The sequence below is a fragment of the Porphyromonas somerae DSM 23386 genome, from assembly GCF_000372405.1.
GTDB lineage: Bacteria > Bacteroidota > Bacteroidia > Bacteroidales > Porphyromonadaceae > Porphyromonas_A > Porphyromonas_A somerae.
Genome location: NZ_AQVC01000027.1, coordinates 18646 through 33406, shown reverse-complemented (window position 1 = coordinate 33406; position 14761 = coordinate 18646). Strand labels below are relative to the sequence as shown.

At 47.9% G+C, this 14761-nt stretch carries 11 protein-coding genes; 2 read left to right on the top strand and 9 right to left on the bottom strand.

What is annotated here, in order from left to right; genetic code table 11:
- Positions 1-347 precede the first annotated feature (347 nt).
- Genes A3GK_RS0106375 through A3GK_RS0106365 form a run of 3 tightly spaced genes read right to left on the bottom strand, consistent with a single transcriptional unit; the run spans position 348 to position 6522 of the window.
- Positions 348-3029 (bottom strand): C10 family peptidase, encoded by a 2682-nt coding sequence (locus A3GK_RS0106375; protein ID WP_018028639.1) that lies wholly within the window; start codon positions 3027-3029, stop codon positions 348-350.
- A 45-nt stretch (positions 3030-3074) separates the two neighbouring features.
- A complete protein-coding gene (locus A3GK_RS0106370; protein WP_018028638.1) occupies positions 3075-4742 on the bottom strand; it encodes a thiol-activated cytolysin family protein in 1668 nt (555 codons plus the stop codon).
- 22 nt (positions 4743-4764) lie between these two features.
- Positions 4765-6522: a thiol-activated cytolysin family protein gene (locus A3GK_RS0106365; protein WP_018028637.1), complete on the bottom strand. Its 1758-nt coding sequence runs from the start codon at positions 6520-6522 to the stop codon at positions 4765-4767.
- 816 nt (positions 6523-7338) lie between these two features.
- Here A3GK_RS0106365 and A3GK_RS0106360 point away from each other — a divergent pair.
- Entirely contained in the window at positions 7339-9495 is a 2157-nt protein-coding gene (locus tag A3GK_RS0106360) for an elongation factor G (protein ID WP_018028636.1), read from the top strand.
- An 82-nt stretch (positions 9496-9577) separates the two neighbouring features.
- Here the strand turns inward: A3GK_RS0106360 and crcB are convergent, their stop codons facing one another.
- The 6 genes from crcB to A3GK_RS0106330 are packed head-to-tail and all read right to left on the bottom strand — an operon-like array spanning position 9578 to position 13623.
- Positions 9578-9955 carry a fluoride efflux transporter CrcB gene (gene crcB, locus A3GK_RS0106355; RefSeq protein WP_018028635.1) on the bottom strand — a complete coding sequence of 126 codons (378 nt, stop codon included), beginning with the start codon at positions 9953-9955 and terminating at the stop codon, positions 9578-9580.
- A 12-nt stretch (positions 9956-9967) separates the two neighbouring features.
- Positions 9968-10687 carry a murein L,D-transpeptidase catalytic domain family protein gene (locus tag A3GK_RS0106350; RefSeq protein WP_018028634.1) on the bottom strand — a complete coding sequence of 240 codons (720 nt, stop codon included), beginning with the start codon at positions 10685-10687 and terminating at the stop codon, positions 9968-9970.
- Positions 10684-11394 (bottom strand): YjjG family noncanonical pyrimidine nucleotidase, encoded by a 711-nt coding sequence (locus A3GK_RS0106345; protein WP_018028633.1) that lies wholly within the window; start codon positions 11392-11394, stop codon positions 10684-10686. The genes A3GK_RS0106350 and A3GK_RS0106345 overlap by 4 nt, the downstream gene beginning before the upstream one ends.
- Positions 11395-11400: 6 nt before the next feature.
- On the bottom strand, positions 11401-12282 hold the full coding sequence (locus A3GK_RS0106340; protein ID WP_026161765.1) for a coiled-coil domain-containing protein: 882 nt from the start codon (positions 12280-12282) through the stop codon (positions 11401-11403).
- Positions 12283-12290: 8 nt separating this feature from the next.
- Positions 12291-13013, bottom strand: coding sequence for a 16S rRNA (cytidine(1402)-2'-O)-methyltransferase (gene rsmI / locus A3GK_RS0106335; RefSeq protein ID WP_018028631.1), 723 nt, complete (start codon positions 13011-13013; stop codon positions 12291-12293).
- Between the two features lie 7 nt (positions 13014-13020).
- A complete protein-coding gene (locus A3GK_RS0106330) occupies positions 13021-13623 on the bottom strand; it encodes a hypothetical protein (RefSeq protein ID WP_018028630.1) in 603 nt (200 codons plus the stop codon).
- 234 nt (positions 13624-13857) lie between these two features.
- On the opposite strand from A3GK_RS0106330, the gene A3GK_RS0106325 reads away from it, so the two are divergent.
- On the top strand, positions 13858-14757 hold the full coding sequence (locus A3GK_RS0106325; RefSeq protein ID WP_018028629.1) for a CsgG/HfaB family protein: 900 nt from the start codon (positions 13858-13860) through the stop codon (positions 14755-14757).
- Positions 14758-14761 lie beyond the last annotated feature (4 nt).

The following is a 14761-nucleotide window of genomic DNA, read 5'->3' as shown; positions in this document are numbered from 1 at the left end:
GAGCGTTTACCTTAAGCAAAGGTACTAAAACTAACTAAGATACCCTCATAAAGGCACTTCTTCGGTTTAGAACTTAGGATGATTAGAAAGCTTTCGGCATAGGATTCTGTAACTACCTGATAATCAATAGTATTATCTAAGCAAAAACTGAGTTGCAACTAAGCATTTGCTTTGTTGCATCTCGTCGTTTGCTTTGTTGCAACTCGTCGTTTGCTTTGTTGCAACTGGAATTTTACCCTACTATAGTGGCGGGTATTTTGTAGGCTCGGTGTTAAGATGAAGGGAGGGGGCTCCACCGCATTAAATAGCGATGGAGCCCCCTCGGGGTAACTTAAAAGGGTAGTGGGTTAGCGGATTCTTAGTCGATAGTCCTCTACCTCTCCGTAATTGAAGACCTCATCAGGCATTGGATAGCCTTCGTTCATCTTCATACTTACTCTTACACGATAGAGCCCTGGCTCCATTCTGTAAGGAAGGGTAAACCACCCGCTCACTTGCTGGTAACCGTATCTTGATGCTACCAACTCGTTATTGGTAAACTTACCGTCCTTATTGTAGTCGATCCAAATACGCCAGTAGCACCAATAGGTCTGCTGAGTTCCGAATGATGGGCTCAAAGAATAGCTAAGTGCTCGTCCAGGAGTACCAGTGATGTGATGGGTATTGATATAGGAGGCATAGTTATCACCTCGTGAATTATTCTTCATATCGCCGATATACACACTGCTGATATAGCCATAGTTGGAGTCCTTACCGTAGGAAACTGGATAAGGATCGTCCTCTGGGTCAGGAGTTGGATCGGGAGTTGGATCGGGAGTTGGGTCAGGAGTTGGCGTGTACTTATCCTTGATATTTACGAGATAGTCCTCTACCTCTCCGTGGTCAAAGACCTCACAAGGCTCGGCTGCAGCTCCCCACTTCATGGATACCCTCATGCGGGTATTGCCCTTGGTAGCACCTGCTGGGATAGAGATCCGCTTGGAGACTGCCACATTGGACTGAGTGGTATTAAAGTCGGCAACTAGCTCATTACTAGAGAATACTTTATCACCATTAAAGTCAATCCATACTCTAAAGTACTCTGGGTAGCTACCATAGATAGAGCCTGGTGTGAGGGTGAGTGTATAGCTCTCCCCCTTCGTTAGCTCAATAGCTTTGCTACTAAAGTAATTGTAGCCACCGGTATTACCACGGGTAACGTTATTGACATTAGCAAGAGATACTTGTGCAATGTAGGTGCTCCGTGCATACCTACCCATAGACTTGCAGTAGTCACCCGAAGGGGTAGGAGTAGGATCTACACCGCCACCTTGGAGTAGTGCTTCTACATAAGGACGGAATATCTTGGCTCCACCTGCAGCATTAAGCCCCTTATCGATCACACCATTTTTGAGTACAAAGGTACCCTCTTTACTGATAAATAATAGGTCGGGTACCGTCTTGATACCTAGCTGCTGAGTGATGAAATCCCAATGCTCCCATTGACCACCTGGGTTCACGTCGAAGCTATAAAACTTCACCTTCCCCTTGTACTCACGGGCTAATAGCTCTACACTTGGCTGAGTATGCTCGCAGTAGCTACAATCAGTTGCCTTGAGATAAACCACCATAGGTGCAGTATAGCCACGACCAACATCTACACGATTGCCACCACGGAAGGTGAGCATCTGCTTGTATTGGTTGATGTTGAGTGGAGTGATGTCGCCAGTCTCAGGAGTAGGATCGGGATCAGGGTTGGGGTTAGGCCTCTGATTAGGCTCAATGCCGATCACGATATCCTGACCATAGTTAAAGCCTCCGCTACCGCCACCAGTACCGAGAGAGTTGGGGTCAAGGGCATGGAGTAGGAAGTATCCATCCGACATACCTCCCCACCCCCAATTGATATGGAAGTAACCTCCGCTATAGCCATCGCAGACAAAGGAGTGACCACCACCATTGCCCGAGCCAGCATACTGTACTGGGCGCCCGTTGGCTAGCTCATTGTAGACGATATTGGTCCACTGAGCCGTATTATAATTGGAGCGATAGATATCACGGATGGTATTTTTGTAATAGAAGTGATCTCTCAATAGCCCAGGCACGTAGTACTGCCATGTACCGCTACCATAAGCAGAGAACATCATATTAAGCCCCACTGCCACATCATAGGAGAGCTGTGCAATTTGGTGATTGCGTTGGCGAAGGGTAGCCGCTGGCATTTGATCCCAGAGGTACTCTTTATTAAAATTGGCATACTTTCCATCGTGGGTAGAGGTATGAGAGCCAGTACCACGAGGTGGGTACTTCCAGTATCTCATAATCTGAGTAGTGGCTGTAGCAACACAGCCTACTGGATGACCGTATGGGATGTACTCATTGTAGTAGGGAGATTGATTCCACTTGATATTGCCTAGCAATGGGGCAATATTATTATAAGCACGTAGCGACTCCTCTACCACCACGCCATTGATAGCTTGGTCGTAAGCTGCTCGGAGAGCCTTTGTCACAGGAGTTACCTGACGGAGGGAGTCAATGCTTCTGGCATAAGCCCCTAGGAAGCTAAGCACGTTGGAGGCCTCGGCTGGGCGCTCCTCTACGCTAGCATTGGCGAGCTCTGCTCCGAAAAAGCTACCATCCTCAGAATACCCTAAGATAGGGAAGGTGACATCCCACGCAGAGACCACCACAAAGCCTTTATTGATATTGAATACATAATAAGCTGGGAGAGATGACTGAGCATCGGTCTGTGCATCAGACGAAGCAGCCCGAAGAGCGGTGGAACTTGTCGGCTCGGCAAAAGCTAATTCTATTCCCGAAATCTGATCGGTATCAGTAGCCCCCTTTAGAGCACCATTTTCCGCAAAAAACCTAAGGGCAATCGCCTTGGCCTCATCTACGGAGAGGTGGCGTGCCTCAGTGGTAATGGGCTGGTCGTCACCATCGCTAGGCACTCCCCTGCCCTCCGACTTACAGCCTATCAATAGGCTGGCAGAGGCAAAGAATAGACCTGCGATGAGCAGCAGCCACAAATAACTTCTTCTGTTCATAGTCAAAAGTTGTTTGGGTTAATTATTATTTAGTTCACATTAATATTACAGTTGAGAGATAGTGCCATCCACCTGACGGATACCATTATCAGCTTGAATATCGAGCACTAGGTTAGCTTCGCGCTGGTTGGTTCGCTTCTCTTGGGTAAAGAAGTTGAATGCTCCCCTATTCGCCATCATAAGCAGCTCGCGAACGGTGCAAGTAGTGCTCTCAGAGCCGAGGTCATAAAGGTTGCGTGTACCATTGGCTACAGCATGCCCAAAGTATCCACTGATGGTCACCTCCATCTTAAGGAAGTCGGCCATACTCATACCTTGTGGACGCTTAAGAGACACCTCGAGACCCTCCGTATCAGGGAGTGCAACATCTTGCTCTGGGTCATCGATGCGGATATAGTTATTCACTGGACGCTCAAAGATAGTCTGCTCACGACCACCTGCTAGTGCGATAGTCACCTTACCATGTACATACAAAGGCTTGATATTATCCGACTTAGCTCTCAGCGTACGTGGAGTAAAGCGAAGAACTAGCTCATCCATATCTGGAACGAAGTAAGACTCGTTGCGAACAAAGTCACTCGTGAGCACTACTCTTGCTACTGAATTATCATGAACATACCTAAGCGTATAAGCCACTGGCTTAGCCGAAGAGGCAGTAAGTGGACTTGAAAGGCTCTTCTTGAAACCTTCCCAACCCATAGACATACCATATCCATGCTCTTGAGAGGTACCACCGATGATACGAGACTTAGATACAGAGGCATCTAGGATCTCCTTGTACTTGGTTTGGAGATTGATATCAATATTCTCAGTAGGTACATTGAGGTTAAGGGCGGCTACCACATCGTGATACTCATGCTGGCTTGAGATAACAGCAAAGCCCATACGACCGTAGAATACCTCAGATACATAGACAGGCATCACACCGTCCATATCCTCTACATTGGCAGTCTTGAGGATAAACCCGTCAGGGATATCCACTGCGATGCTAAATACCTTTTGAATCGCTTTTACGAGCACGTGGGTCTTCATCTTTTGGTGTGAAGTGCTTAGGTTGAGCTTAGCAATAAGGTCCTCCTTTTGGTAACCAACACCCAGCTCTGCCCCGATCTCTGTAGAGCTAGAGAGTTCGTTGATTTCGTATACGGTGGTAGCTGCTAGTGGCATGTTTTGTGAGCCAAACCAACGCTGTACCGTAAGATTGTAGTCGCTAGCCTTAGGATTGATATAGCTGGCTACATAGTTATTCATAGGAGAGGCAGGGATAAGGTCTATAGCACTCCAAGTCACCTCACCAGTAGTCCCAGGAAGCTTTACATACCTACCATTGGTGATAGAGCTACCTACAAAGACACTTCCTGGGTAGATAAGGCTACCTGCTGGGTTGAATATAGAGAGCTCATCAAAGGCAAATCCCGAATTATACACCTTACGCTGGGTGATATAGATACCATGCAGACCACCGAAGGTACCTGGCTCGACTACCTCGCCATCAATCTGTGGAGCGATAGGATCAAGAGGTGGAAGATTTTGTCCAACTTCCCCTTGATCCATACCATCAGGTAGAGGCAAGGCACGTACCTGAGCCTTTAGATTAGAGGCATCTTGAGTCTCCTCAGGGGTATTAGGCACTTCAATATTATCCTTTTTACAGCTAGCAAATGCTATCACCATACCGAAGATGAATAGCAGTGAAATAAATATCTTTTTCATAGTTGCTTATCGTTTATTATTGTTATTTCTGATTAAAGTAAGACCGAGGCTGGCTACCTAGACACCTAGTAGTGGAAGTATTTGGCTGGTCACCCTCTACGGTAACGGAGCGAAGTCCATTGGGGATCTCCTCAACCTCCTTAATATCGTGGAAAAGGTCAAATAGCACAGTAGCAGAGTAATCTCTACTAGCATTTTTGCGCGTTGTAACAGTAAGGGAGTGGTGAACTGCATTAAAGAGCAGATCCTGTAGGCGTATGCTGTACTTGCTCTCTCCGAGGTTGTCACCAGTAATGGTACCTGCTGCATTGGTATTATAGAAGTGCGTATCGATGTAAACCCTCTGATTGAGGAAGTCTTGCATACTCATTCCCTCAGGACGCTTAATGGTAATCGTGGTGTTCTCGGCACTTGGAAGCCCTGATTGCTTCTGCTTATCGAGCTTTATATACTTGCTCATTGGGATCCATACTAGTCGATAATCGGTGCTTTCCCCCGTGGTCGATAGCTCTCGTGGCACGGTAAGCACTGTATGGCCCCATACCTGGAGGTCGTCCTTGGTACCAGCATTGGCCTTGAGCTGAGCAGGGCGCAATGAGAAGGTGATCTCATCGCAATCCTTTACGAAGTAGCTCTCCGTGACTGGGTACTGACCACTCTGCACTACTCGAGCAACAGAATTATCATCGGCATACCTAAGGGTGATGGCTACGGGCACTGCCTCTGAAGGAAGGAGCTCGGTACTCATCCCTTGCTTAAAGCCTTCCCACCCTTCCTTTACAGACAGACCGTGGTCGCCAGACTTACCGCCAGTAAAGACATACTGGGTAAAGGTCTCATCGAGAATCTTCTTGTACTTAGCAGAGAGCTCAAAGTGGAACTTAGGCACCATAATCTCTAGAGCTGCTAAGACCTCTCTATAATCATGGTCGGAAGAAATGAGTGCATACCCCATACGACCATAAAATACATCGGAGATGTATACTGGCATCACCCCACCTAGGGCGTTGGGGCTGGCACTGAGTAGATGCTGGCGATTGGGGATATCCATAGAAACAGAGTAGAGCTTCTGGACAAACTTCACCAATATGTGAGTGCGTAGCAAACCTCTCTTACCCTCAAATACAATTCCTGCCTTGGCATTTTCACTCTCAAAGCCCATGCCTAGTTTAGCGCTGAATTCACGAAGATCTTTGACCTCAGTCATCTCAAAGGTAGTCACTGCTGAAGTAGGCAATTGGGGTGTTCCACGCCACTCCTGCATAGTGCTCGCATAGTCGCTAAACTTTGGCTCATTCACCGTCTTAACAAACCGCATCTCCTGTGGATTGAGGGGCACCATATCGGGGCTGGACCAGGTCACTTCCCCTATTTTTTGCCCTCTTACTGGCAGATAACGGCCATTGCTAATTGAATTACCGACTAGCACATTGCCCGGATAGATTAGGTTGCTCATAGGATTGAAGAGCAAGTACTCATTATAAACTACCCCAGCACTGTACATAGAGCTGCGACTAATGATGACCCCCTTGAGCCCGTCACGAACTGTAGGGATAACCTCACCGCCCTCCCCAGGCTCACCAATAGGCTCGGGTGGGGCGATCGGATCACCCCCTCTAAGCATACCAGGTGCTAGAGATAGCTGGCTAAGGTCTGTAGGAGCAACCTCGGGCTCCTCAGGAGCCACTTGATTCCTACTACACGACAACAGCAATAGCACCGCAATAAACGGGAACCACCTCTGCAGACCTACAAAGGTCAGGAATTGTTGTGTTTTCATAACCAATAGTTGTTAAAAATGTTTTTAATAGCAAAGCCAACAATACGCCATTATATACGAATTTACGTCATTATGTAAAACAATAAAGCGATAATATGGATATGATTAGCTTCGTGGCACAATATTACGAATTATTATTATAACCACAAAATAACTTGAATACATCTTTACATTAACTTTGTTTCTAACACCCTGTCATATTTAACACAATAAAAGGCGTCTTGCACTCCCTTTATTCATCAATTGCAAGCCAAACATTATAATTCCGAAGGCAAATCAGTAGGTAGTTTCTTGCAATAATCGTGAAAAATAGAGTAAAAATAGAGCTGATATCAAAGCACAAAATCTACCTTTGCAATCCACTGATATTCAACATCATATATAGCCGTCAACTGAGATGCAACAAAGCAATCGCTTAGTTGCATCTCAGCAAAAGCTTAGTTGCAACTCACCGATCGCTTTGTTGCAACTAAACTTTTGGCTTACTACCAATGGGATTTTTTCACGATAGAGACCAAGGAACTACCAGCTTATAGAGTTACCCTGCTACGTTAGCAAGCACATATTTCTAAAGAGACACCTCAAATCACCTTCGTCTGACAGCCTATATATATTATATGTGTAACAACTTACAAAAGGAAATAACGTGCGGTGTTTGGAAGGGCAGCTATTGGAAATATCGTAATAATTACGTAACTTGTGGAGCGGAAGGAAAAAACATCATCAAATAGCGGGAAGACCGTATATAATGACCGTTCGCAACCAAACTGAATACAGAAAACCAAGAATATACAAACCATCTAAAAAACGAACGACATGAAGGAATTTCAGACAAATGAGATCCGCAACATCGCTCTACTCGGTAGCTCGGGCTCCGGTAAGACCACTCTGATAGAGTCGATGCTCTTTGAGGCTGGCGCTATTCAGCGCCGCGGTACAGTAGAGGCTGGCAATACAGTGAGTGACTACTTCCCTGTGGAGAAGGATTATGGTTACTCAGTATTTACTAGTGTATTTTCTGTACCGTGGCAAGATAAGAAACTCAATTTTATAGACTGTCCTGGTTCGGACGATTTTATCGGCGGTACGGTAAGTGCACTCTACGTGACTGACTGTGCCCTGATGGTGATCAATGCTCAGCAAGGGCTAGAGGTGGGGACGATCAATCAATTTAGGCAGACCCGCCGTTTCCAAAAACCGGTGATCTTTATCATCAATCAGCTGGATCACGAAAAGGCCGACTTTGAGAATAGCTATCATCAGCTCAGAGAGCACTACGGTACTAAGGTAGTAGCAGTACAATTCCCAGTGACTACAGGGCCTAACTTCAATCAGATTGTGGATGTACTGAAGATGAAACTCTATCAGTGGGGACCAGAGGGTGGCAAGCCTGAGGTGCTAGATATCCCTGATGAACTAATGGATAAGGCGAAGGAGTATCAGCAAGCTCTGATTGAGGCGGCAGCTGAAAATGACGAGACTTTGATGGAGAAGTTCTTTGAGCTCGGTACCCTCACAGAGGATGAGATGCGCGAAGGAATCCGCCAAGGCCTTATCAATAGAGATATGTACCCTGTATTCTGCGTAAGTGCAGGGAAGGATATGTGCGTTCGGAGGACGATGGAATTCCTAGGGAATGTAGTGCCTACTACAGAGAAAGTAAAGCCTATCGTAGCTAGCGACGGCACAGAGGTGAAGCCCGACTCTAATGCTCCTATATCGCTCTACTTCTTTAAGAGTGCTATGGAGCCACATATCGGTCAGGTTGATTACTTCAAGGTAGTGAGTGGTACCCTTACAGAGGGTGTGGACCTTGTAAATCAAGACCGTAACGAGTCCAAGGAGCGACTCACCCAGTTCTTTACACCACAAGGTGGTAACCGTACCAAAGTAAGTGTCCTTCATGCTGGAGATATCGGCGCGGTGGTCAAGCTAAAGGACGTACGTGTGGGGAATACACTGAATGCCAAGGGCGTTAGCTATACCTTCCCACCAATGGAGTACCCAGCTCCTAAGTATCGCCGTGCCATTAAGGCGGTGAATGAGGCCGACTCTGAGAAGATGAGTGAGGCACTGCACCGTATGCACTATGAGGATCCTACTTGGATCATCGAGCATAGCAAGGAGCTCCGCCAGTTGATCGTTTACGGACAGGGAGAGTTCCACCTACGTACGCTCAAGTGGCGCTTGGAGAATAATGAGAAGATTGAGATTGAGTACCTTGAGCCTCGTATCCCTTATCGTGAGACCATCACGAAGACAGCTCGTGCCGACTATCGTCACAAGAAGCAGTCAGGTGGTGCCGGTCAATTTGGTGAGGTACACCTGATCCTAGAGCCTTATACCGAGGGTCAACCTGTTCAGAGCGTCTATAAGTTCAATGGCCAGGAGTTCAAGATCAATCCCAAGGAGACTCAGGAGATTCCTCTTGAGTGGGGTGGCAAGCTAGTCTTTGTGAATAGCATTGTGGGCGGTAGCATCGATGCCCGCTTTATGCCTGCTATCCTTAAGGGTATTATGGGGTGTATGGAGCAAGGGCCACTAACCGGCTCTTATGCCCGTGACGTGCGTGTGATCGTTTATGATGGTAAGATGCACCCTGTAGATAGTAATGAGGTCTCCTTTATGCTAGCCGGTCGCAACGCCTTCAATGAGGCTTTCCGCAATGCTGCGCCTAAGATTCTGGAGCCGATTTACGACGTAACGGTAGCGGTGCCTGCCGACTATATGGGTGATGTGATGAGCGATCTACAGGGACGTAGAGGTATCATCATGGGTATGGATAGTAAGGCCGATTATGAGGAGATCAAGGCTAAGGTACCCCTAAAGGAGCTCTCCAACTACTCCACTGCCCTCAGTTCGCTTACCGGCGGTAGAGCTTCCTTCACCATGACGTTTGCAAGCTACGAACTAGTGCCTGGAGATATCCAAGAGGCACTCATCGAGGCTCACCACACCGACGAGGAGGAGTAACCCCCTCTCTCAAGAGCATAATTAACAACTCCGCCACCTATAGGTCTAAGCCTACAGGTGGCGGAGTTTCTATATCTACCAGTTAGTGTTTGATGCCGATGATTGAGATGCCTCCGGCTACGGCTAAGAGGGTGAGCAGTACGGAGAGGAGTACATAGAGAAGTGCCGAGAGGTATTGCCCCTCTGAGAGGGTGTGGAAGAGCTCTAGCCCGAAGGTGGAGAAAGTGGTAAACCCACCACAAAATCCAGTGATTAGTAGCAGGCTCCACCCACCCCACGTGGCACCCTCTTGCTGCGAAAGGGCATAAAACACCCCGATGAGGAACCCTCCAACTACATTGATCAGTAGCGTGCCACTCCACGATGGAGCGGTAGTGATGTGCGTGGACCAAAGCGACGAAAGCCCATATCTCGAGAAGGCACCAAAGGCACCTCCTAAGGCGACTAATAGGTAATCCATCACCGAATAGAGCTAACTCAGATGGGCAGAATTGCCTTCCCCTACCAACTGACTTTGGGAGAGGTAGTTGGGATCCTCGGCATAGATAAAGAGAACACTGCCCCCTTTGATCGCATCAATAATCGGACGATTAAGTTGCTCCGGCAAGGCAGGGCAACCGAAGCTCCTACCTAGTCGCTGCCCCCCTCGGCAGATGGCGGGATTGGCATACTTAGCCCCGTGAATCACGATGGCTCTAGCTCGGGCATTGTCATTAAAGCCCTTCTCCAGCCCATCAAGCCGAAGTGAGTAACCATTACTCCCCCTGTAGGTCTCCCCTGTAAGGTAAAAGCCAAGCGAGCTTTGGTGGCTATTGCTCCGATTGGAGAAGTCAGTGGCGTAGAGCGAACCGCTATTCCGACCGTGTGCCACCACACTCTCAAAGAGCATCGTGCCCTCCGCCATATTGATCACATAGAGGCGCTCACTATTGGAGGGCTTGGTGAAGTCAATAAGCGTAAGCAGCTCCTTGTGTCGCTGCGTCACCTTGTAGTAGCCGTGATAGGCGGTTCTAAAAGCCTTCGGACTCACCTTCCCCTCCAAGCCCAACTGACTATAGAGCAAGGCACAACTATCCACCTCAGCTACAGGCACCTCATCAGGAAGCTCGCGGCCTTGCCTGTGAGGCTCTACCCCACTCATCATCACGAGCGAAAAGAGTAGAAGGGTGGAGAATACTATCTTCTTTTTCATATCGTTTGCCGTAGTAATGCTGGAATCTCATCAAGTCGAGTCACCTCAATGACTGGATAGCGGAGCGACTGTTCAGGGAAAGGGAGCTGCTCTGGATTGAACCAGATACTGGGTAGCTTGGCATTCTGGGCGCCCAAAATATCTGCGTCCCAACTATCGCCTATCATGATCGCCTCACCCCTTCTAGTACCGCTTTTGCTGAGTGCTTGGTCAAATATCCCCTTGTAGGGCTTGCTGATCCCCACCTCCTCACTCAGCACTGTCACATCGATATAGGGAGCAATGCCCGACACCTCCATCTTACGCCGCTGTACCTCTGTAAAGCCATTAGAGACCACCACCACCTTATAGAGGGTTTTGAGGTGTTGAAGCAGCTCAATAGCTCCCTCTACCACCCCCTCCTTATGCGAAGAGAGGTGCAGAAAGCGGTCATTGAAGCGGAGAATCTCCTCCTCCGTAAAGTGCTGGATAGCCTCGAGTGGTCGGCGAAATCGCTCTATTGTAAGCTCGTACTTCGTAATCTCTGAGTGTCGATACTGATGCCACAGAGCCTCATTGCTCGGCCAGTAGACCGACCAAAAATGGTCAAAGGAGGCATATCCACCAGCCCACCCCTCCTCGAGGTAGAGCTGATGGATAGCCTCCTTATTATTCTGCTGAGTGGCCCAGAGCGTATCGTCTAGGTCTATCAGTATGGTCTTGTACACCTTGGTTTATAGACTCACCTCTACCACTAAGTTGCGACCTAAGCTCCAGAAGCTATCGACGTCCTTAATCTTGAGGATCATATTCTTATTACCATCCTTAATCAATTCGTACGAGCTACTTGGGTGCTCGGTAAGCACCTTGGCCTTAGGCGCGAATAGAGGAATCTCCCTCACCTCACGGATATCAATGGTGATGAGATAATCCTTATTATATCCCTCAGGAAGCACCTTGTCAGAGCGCAAGAAGCGACTACTGATGATGTTTTGCTCCTTCAGCTCCTCGTGAGTACCAAAGCAGTAGTGTGCTCTGTGCAGCTTACGATCTTGTTCCGAAATGGTCTTGTCCTGTAGGGCAATCGTCGTCTCCTGAGCACCAGTGGTCTCATCTAGCTCACTGATTCGCTGACCCTGTTGCAAGATCAAAGAGTCCTTAGAGGCTAGCAACTGCGTCATGTGGGTAATGGCATTCTCCTTCTGTACAATCTGCTGCTGTAGCATATTGATCTTCTTATTGAGGGCAGAGATATTGATATCCTTGCGCTTCAGATCCTCCAGCTTCCTTGCTAGTTCCTCTTTATTCTTCTCCAAAGAGGCAGTCATAGAGCGGACATCCGAGAGGAGCTGCTCACGGTCGTTCTCAGTAAATTCACCACTTGCTTGCCCCATACGGAGTTTATTCTCAGCGTTCGAAACTTTATTGATCTCCTGCTCCACATCCATTACTAGTCCCAGCACACTCTCCAACTCCTGCTGGCTGCGGGTGTTCTGAACTAGGAGCGAATCGTAGCTCTGCTGTAGCTTGGTATAGGACGAGCCCTTACCATCACAAGATGACAGACCTACCATAACAATTGCGGCGATAGTCGCCAATGAAAAAAGATGTTTCATACTGTTTGTTATCTAAAATTATGCTCTTTATACTTATTCACATGGACGCTCTCCTGCTTCTCTTGGGGGGCGACCATCACCACTATCTCACCTAGTGGCTCATTTTCCTCAAAATAACTCAATAGCTCCGCCACACTTCCGCGGTGAAACTCCTCAAACTTTTTACTCAATTCCCGAGCAACCACCACTTGGCGGTCACTGCCCACTATCTCTTTCAACTCCCCCAGTAGCTTCACCAAGCGCTTTGGTGATTCATAAAGGACCGTCGTCACGTCACGCTCCACTAGTGCCTCTATCCGCGTCTTCCGCCCCTTTTTATTCGGCAGAAAACCCTCGAAAAAGAAGCGCTCACAAGGCAAACCCGAGCCAACCAATGCCGGTACAAAAGCAGTTGGCCCTGGCAAACAAGTCACCTCAAGCCCCCGCTCCAAGCAAGCCCGCACCGCCATAAAGCCAGGATCGGAAATCCCAGGTGTACCGGCATCCGAGACCAAAGCTACCCGCTCGCCACGCTCCACTCTACTCGCCAATTCCCCCGCTACAGAGTGCTCATTGTGGATATGAAAGCTCTTGAGCGGTGCCTGTATATCGTGCGCCTGAAAGAGCTTGGCAGTGGTCCGCGTATCCTCAGCATAGACCATATCCGCCTCCCTCAGCAGCCGCAACGCCCTCAGCGTAATATCCTCCATATTCCCCACAGGGGTAGGTATGACGACTAGTGGGTAGACCATAGGCTTGTTACTTACAACGATGCTCCTGAACAAACGCCAATAGGTGCTTCACCACCTCCTCATCACGCCCCAGCTTACGCACATCGTAGAGATAGCTCTCCACATGGGCCATACTGCTCAGAGGTTCCATTTCCCGCAGCATATCCTCCAGCGCCGCCTGATCTCCATAGAAGAGCTCATTAGCAAAGAGGTATCGATCCGCAATGGTCAGATTGGAGAGAAGGTCAAAGCCCTTACGTGCCTCAAAAAGATCCTCCATCGCCTCTTCCGAGCCAGCCTTAACGAAGAGGTCGTCCAGAGAGTCGCTACTCTCTTTTTCGCTCTTTATCGGCTCGCCAACTGGTTCAAAAGCGATTGGCTCATGCTCCGTCGGCTCGTCATCACTCTCAAAGTCCCGTGCATAGAGCTCCTCAAGGCTCGAGATACAGGATATCTCACTTCGCTCACCACTAGGTGCTTCTGCGGAACCCGCTTCAGTCGACTCGCCTTTGGCACATAGCTCGGTATGCTTCACAAGGAGCTGAGCCACCTCTCTACGAAGTCGCTGCAAGTCGTCAGCCATCTTATCGATTCTCTGCAATATCCCTTCTGCCTCTTTATTGTACTCCATACGTTCAGTGACTTATCAAACTCCCTATTATACTGCACAAAAGTACACATAATTTTCCGAATACCCGCATTTCCACCGCCACCCCCTTCGTCCTCCTAATAAGGCGCTCCATTACTCCAATAAAGAAATCACTTAAATCAATTTAATAAGTTAGGACATTAATGTGTTCAATTTCCAAAAAAGTGGTAACTTGCACAAGGAAATAAGAAACACAAATCATATAATTAAGTATTTATGAGAAATGTATCGTATCGTGTATGGATAGTCTTTCTACTCCTTCTATCTGGAGGTCTACACCTCTATGGTCAAGAAAATGAAGGAAGGAGCTTAAAATGGAAAGTCGCTATCGGGAGGTTTTCTAATGAGACCCAATATGGCAAAGGCATCTTTTATGACCGTGAGAATGATCCAATCGCCAAGCAGGCTCAAGACATCTTAACCGCAAAATTAATTGCTTCAGGTAAATTCATCCTCGTTGAGCGCTCTGATGCCGAAGCAATCGCAAAAGAGATTGCCGATGGCAACAACGACAACAAGGTAACTGCCGACTATGTGATCCTCGGTTCAGTAACAGAATTCGGACGTAAGACTTCTGGCGAAGTAGGTCTTCTAACTGCCAAAAAGACCCAGCAGGTAGAGGCTGGAGTGAGCCTTAGGCTGGTTGATGTCGCTACGGGGGTCGCAACCTATTCTGAGGAGGCTAAAGGGTATGCCAATACCACTAGCAAGTCTACTCTAGGAATGGGGGGCGTAAGTGGGTATGATGCTTCTCTAGCCGACAAAGCTATTTCTGCTGCTATTGATCAGCTAGTAGAGAATATCATCAACAAATGTGCGGACAAGCCTTGGCGTACCTATATAATCTCCATGGATGACGACGGAACTATCATTGCTGGTGGAGCCTCTCAAGGACTTGTTGCAGGCGATAGATTTGACATCTACGCAAAAGGAAAAAGGGTGAAGAACCCTCAGACAGGTGCTATGATTGAACTTCCAGGTAAAAAAGTGGGAGCAATTGAGGTGCAAATGACCTTGGGAGACACTCCGATGACTGAGTTCTCCATAGTCAATATCGTCGAAGGAGCTATTGACGGCTCTAAGCTCTCGGATTATTATATACAAGAAATAAGATAAAAAA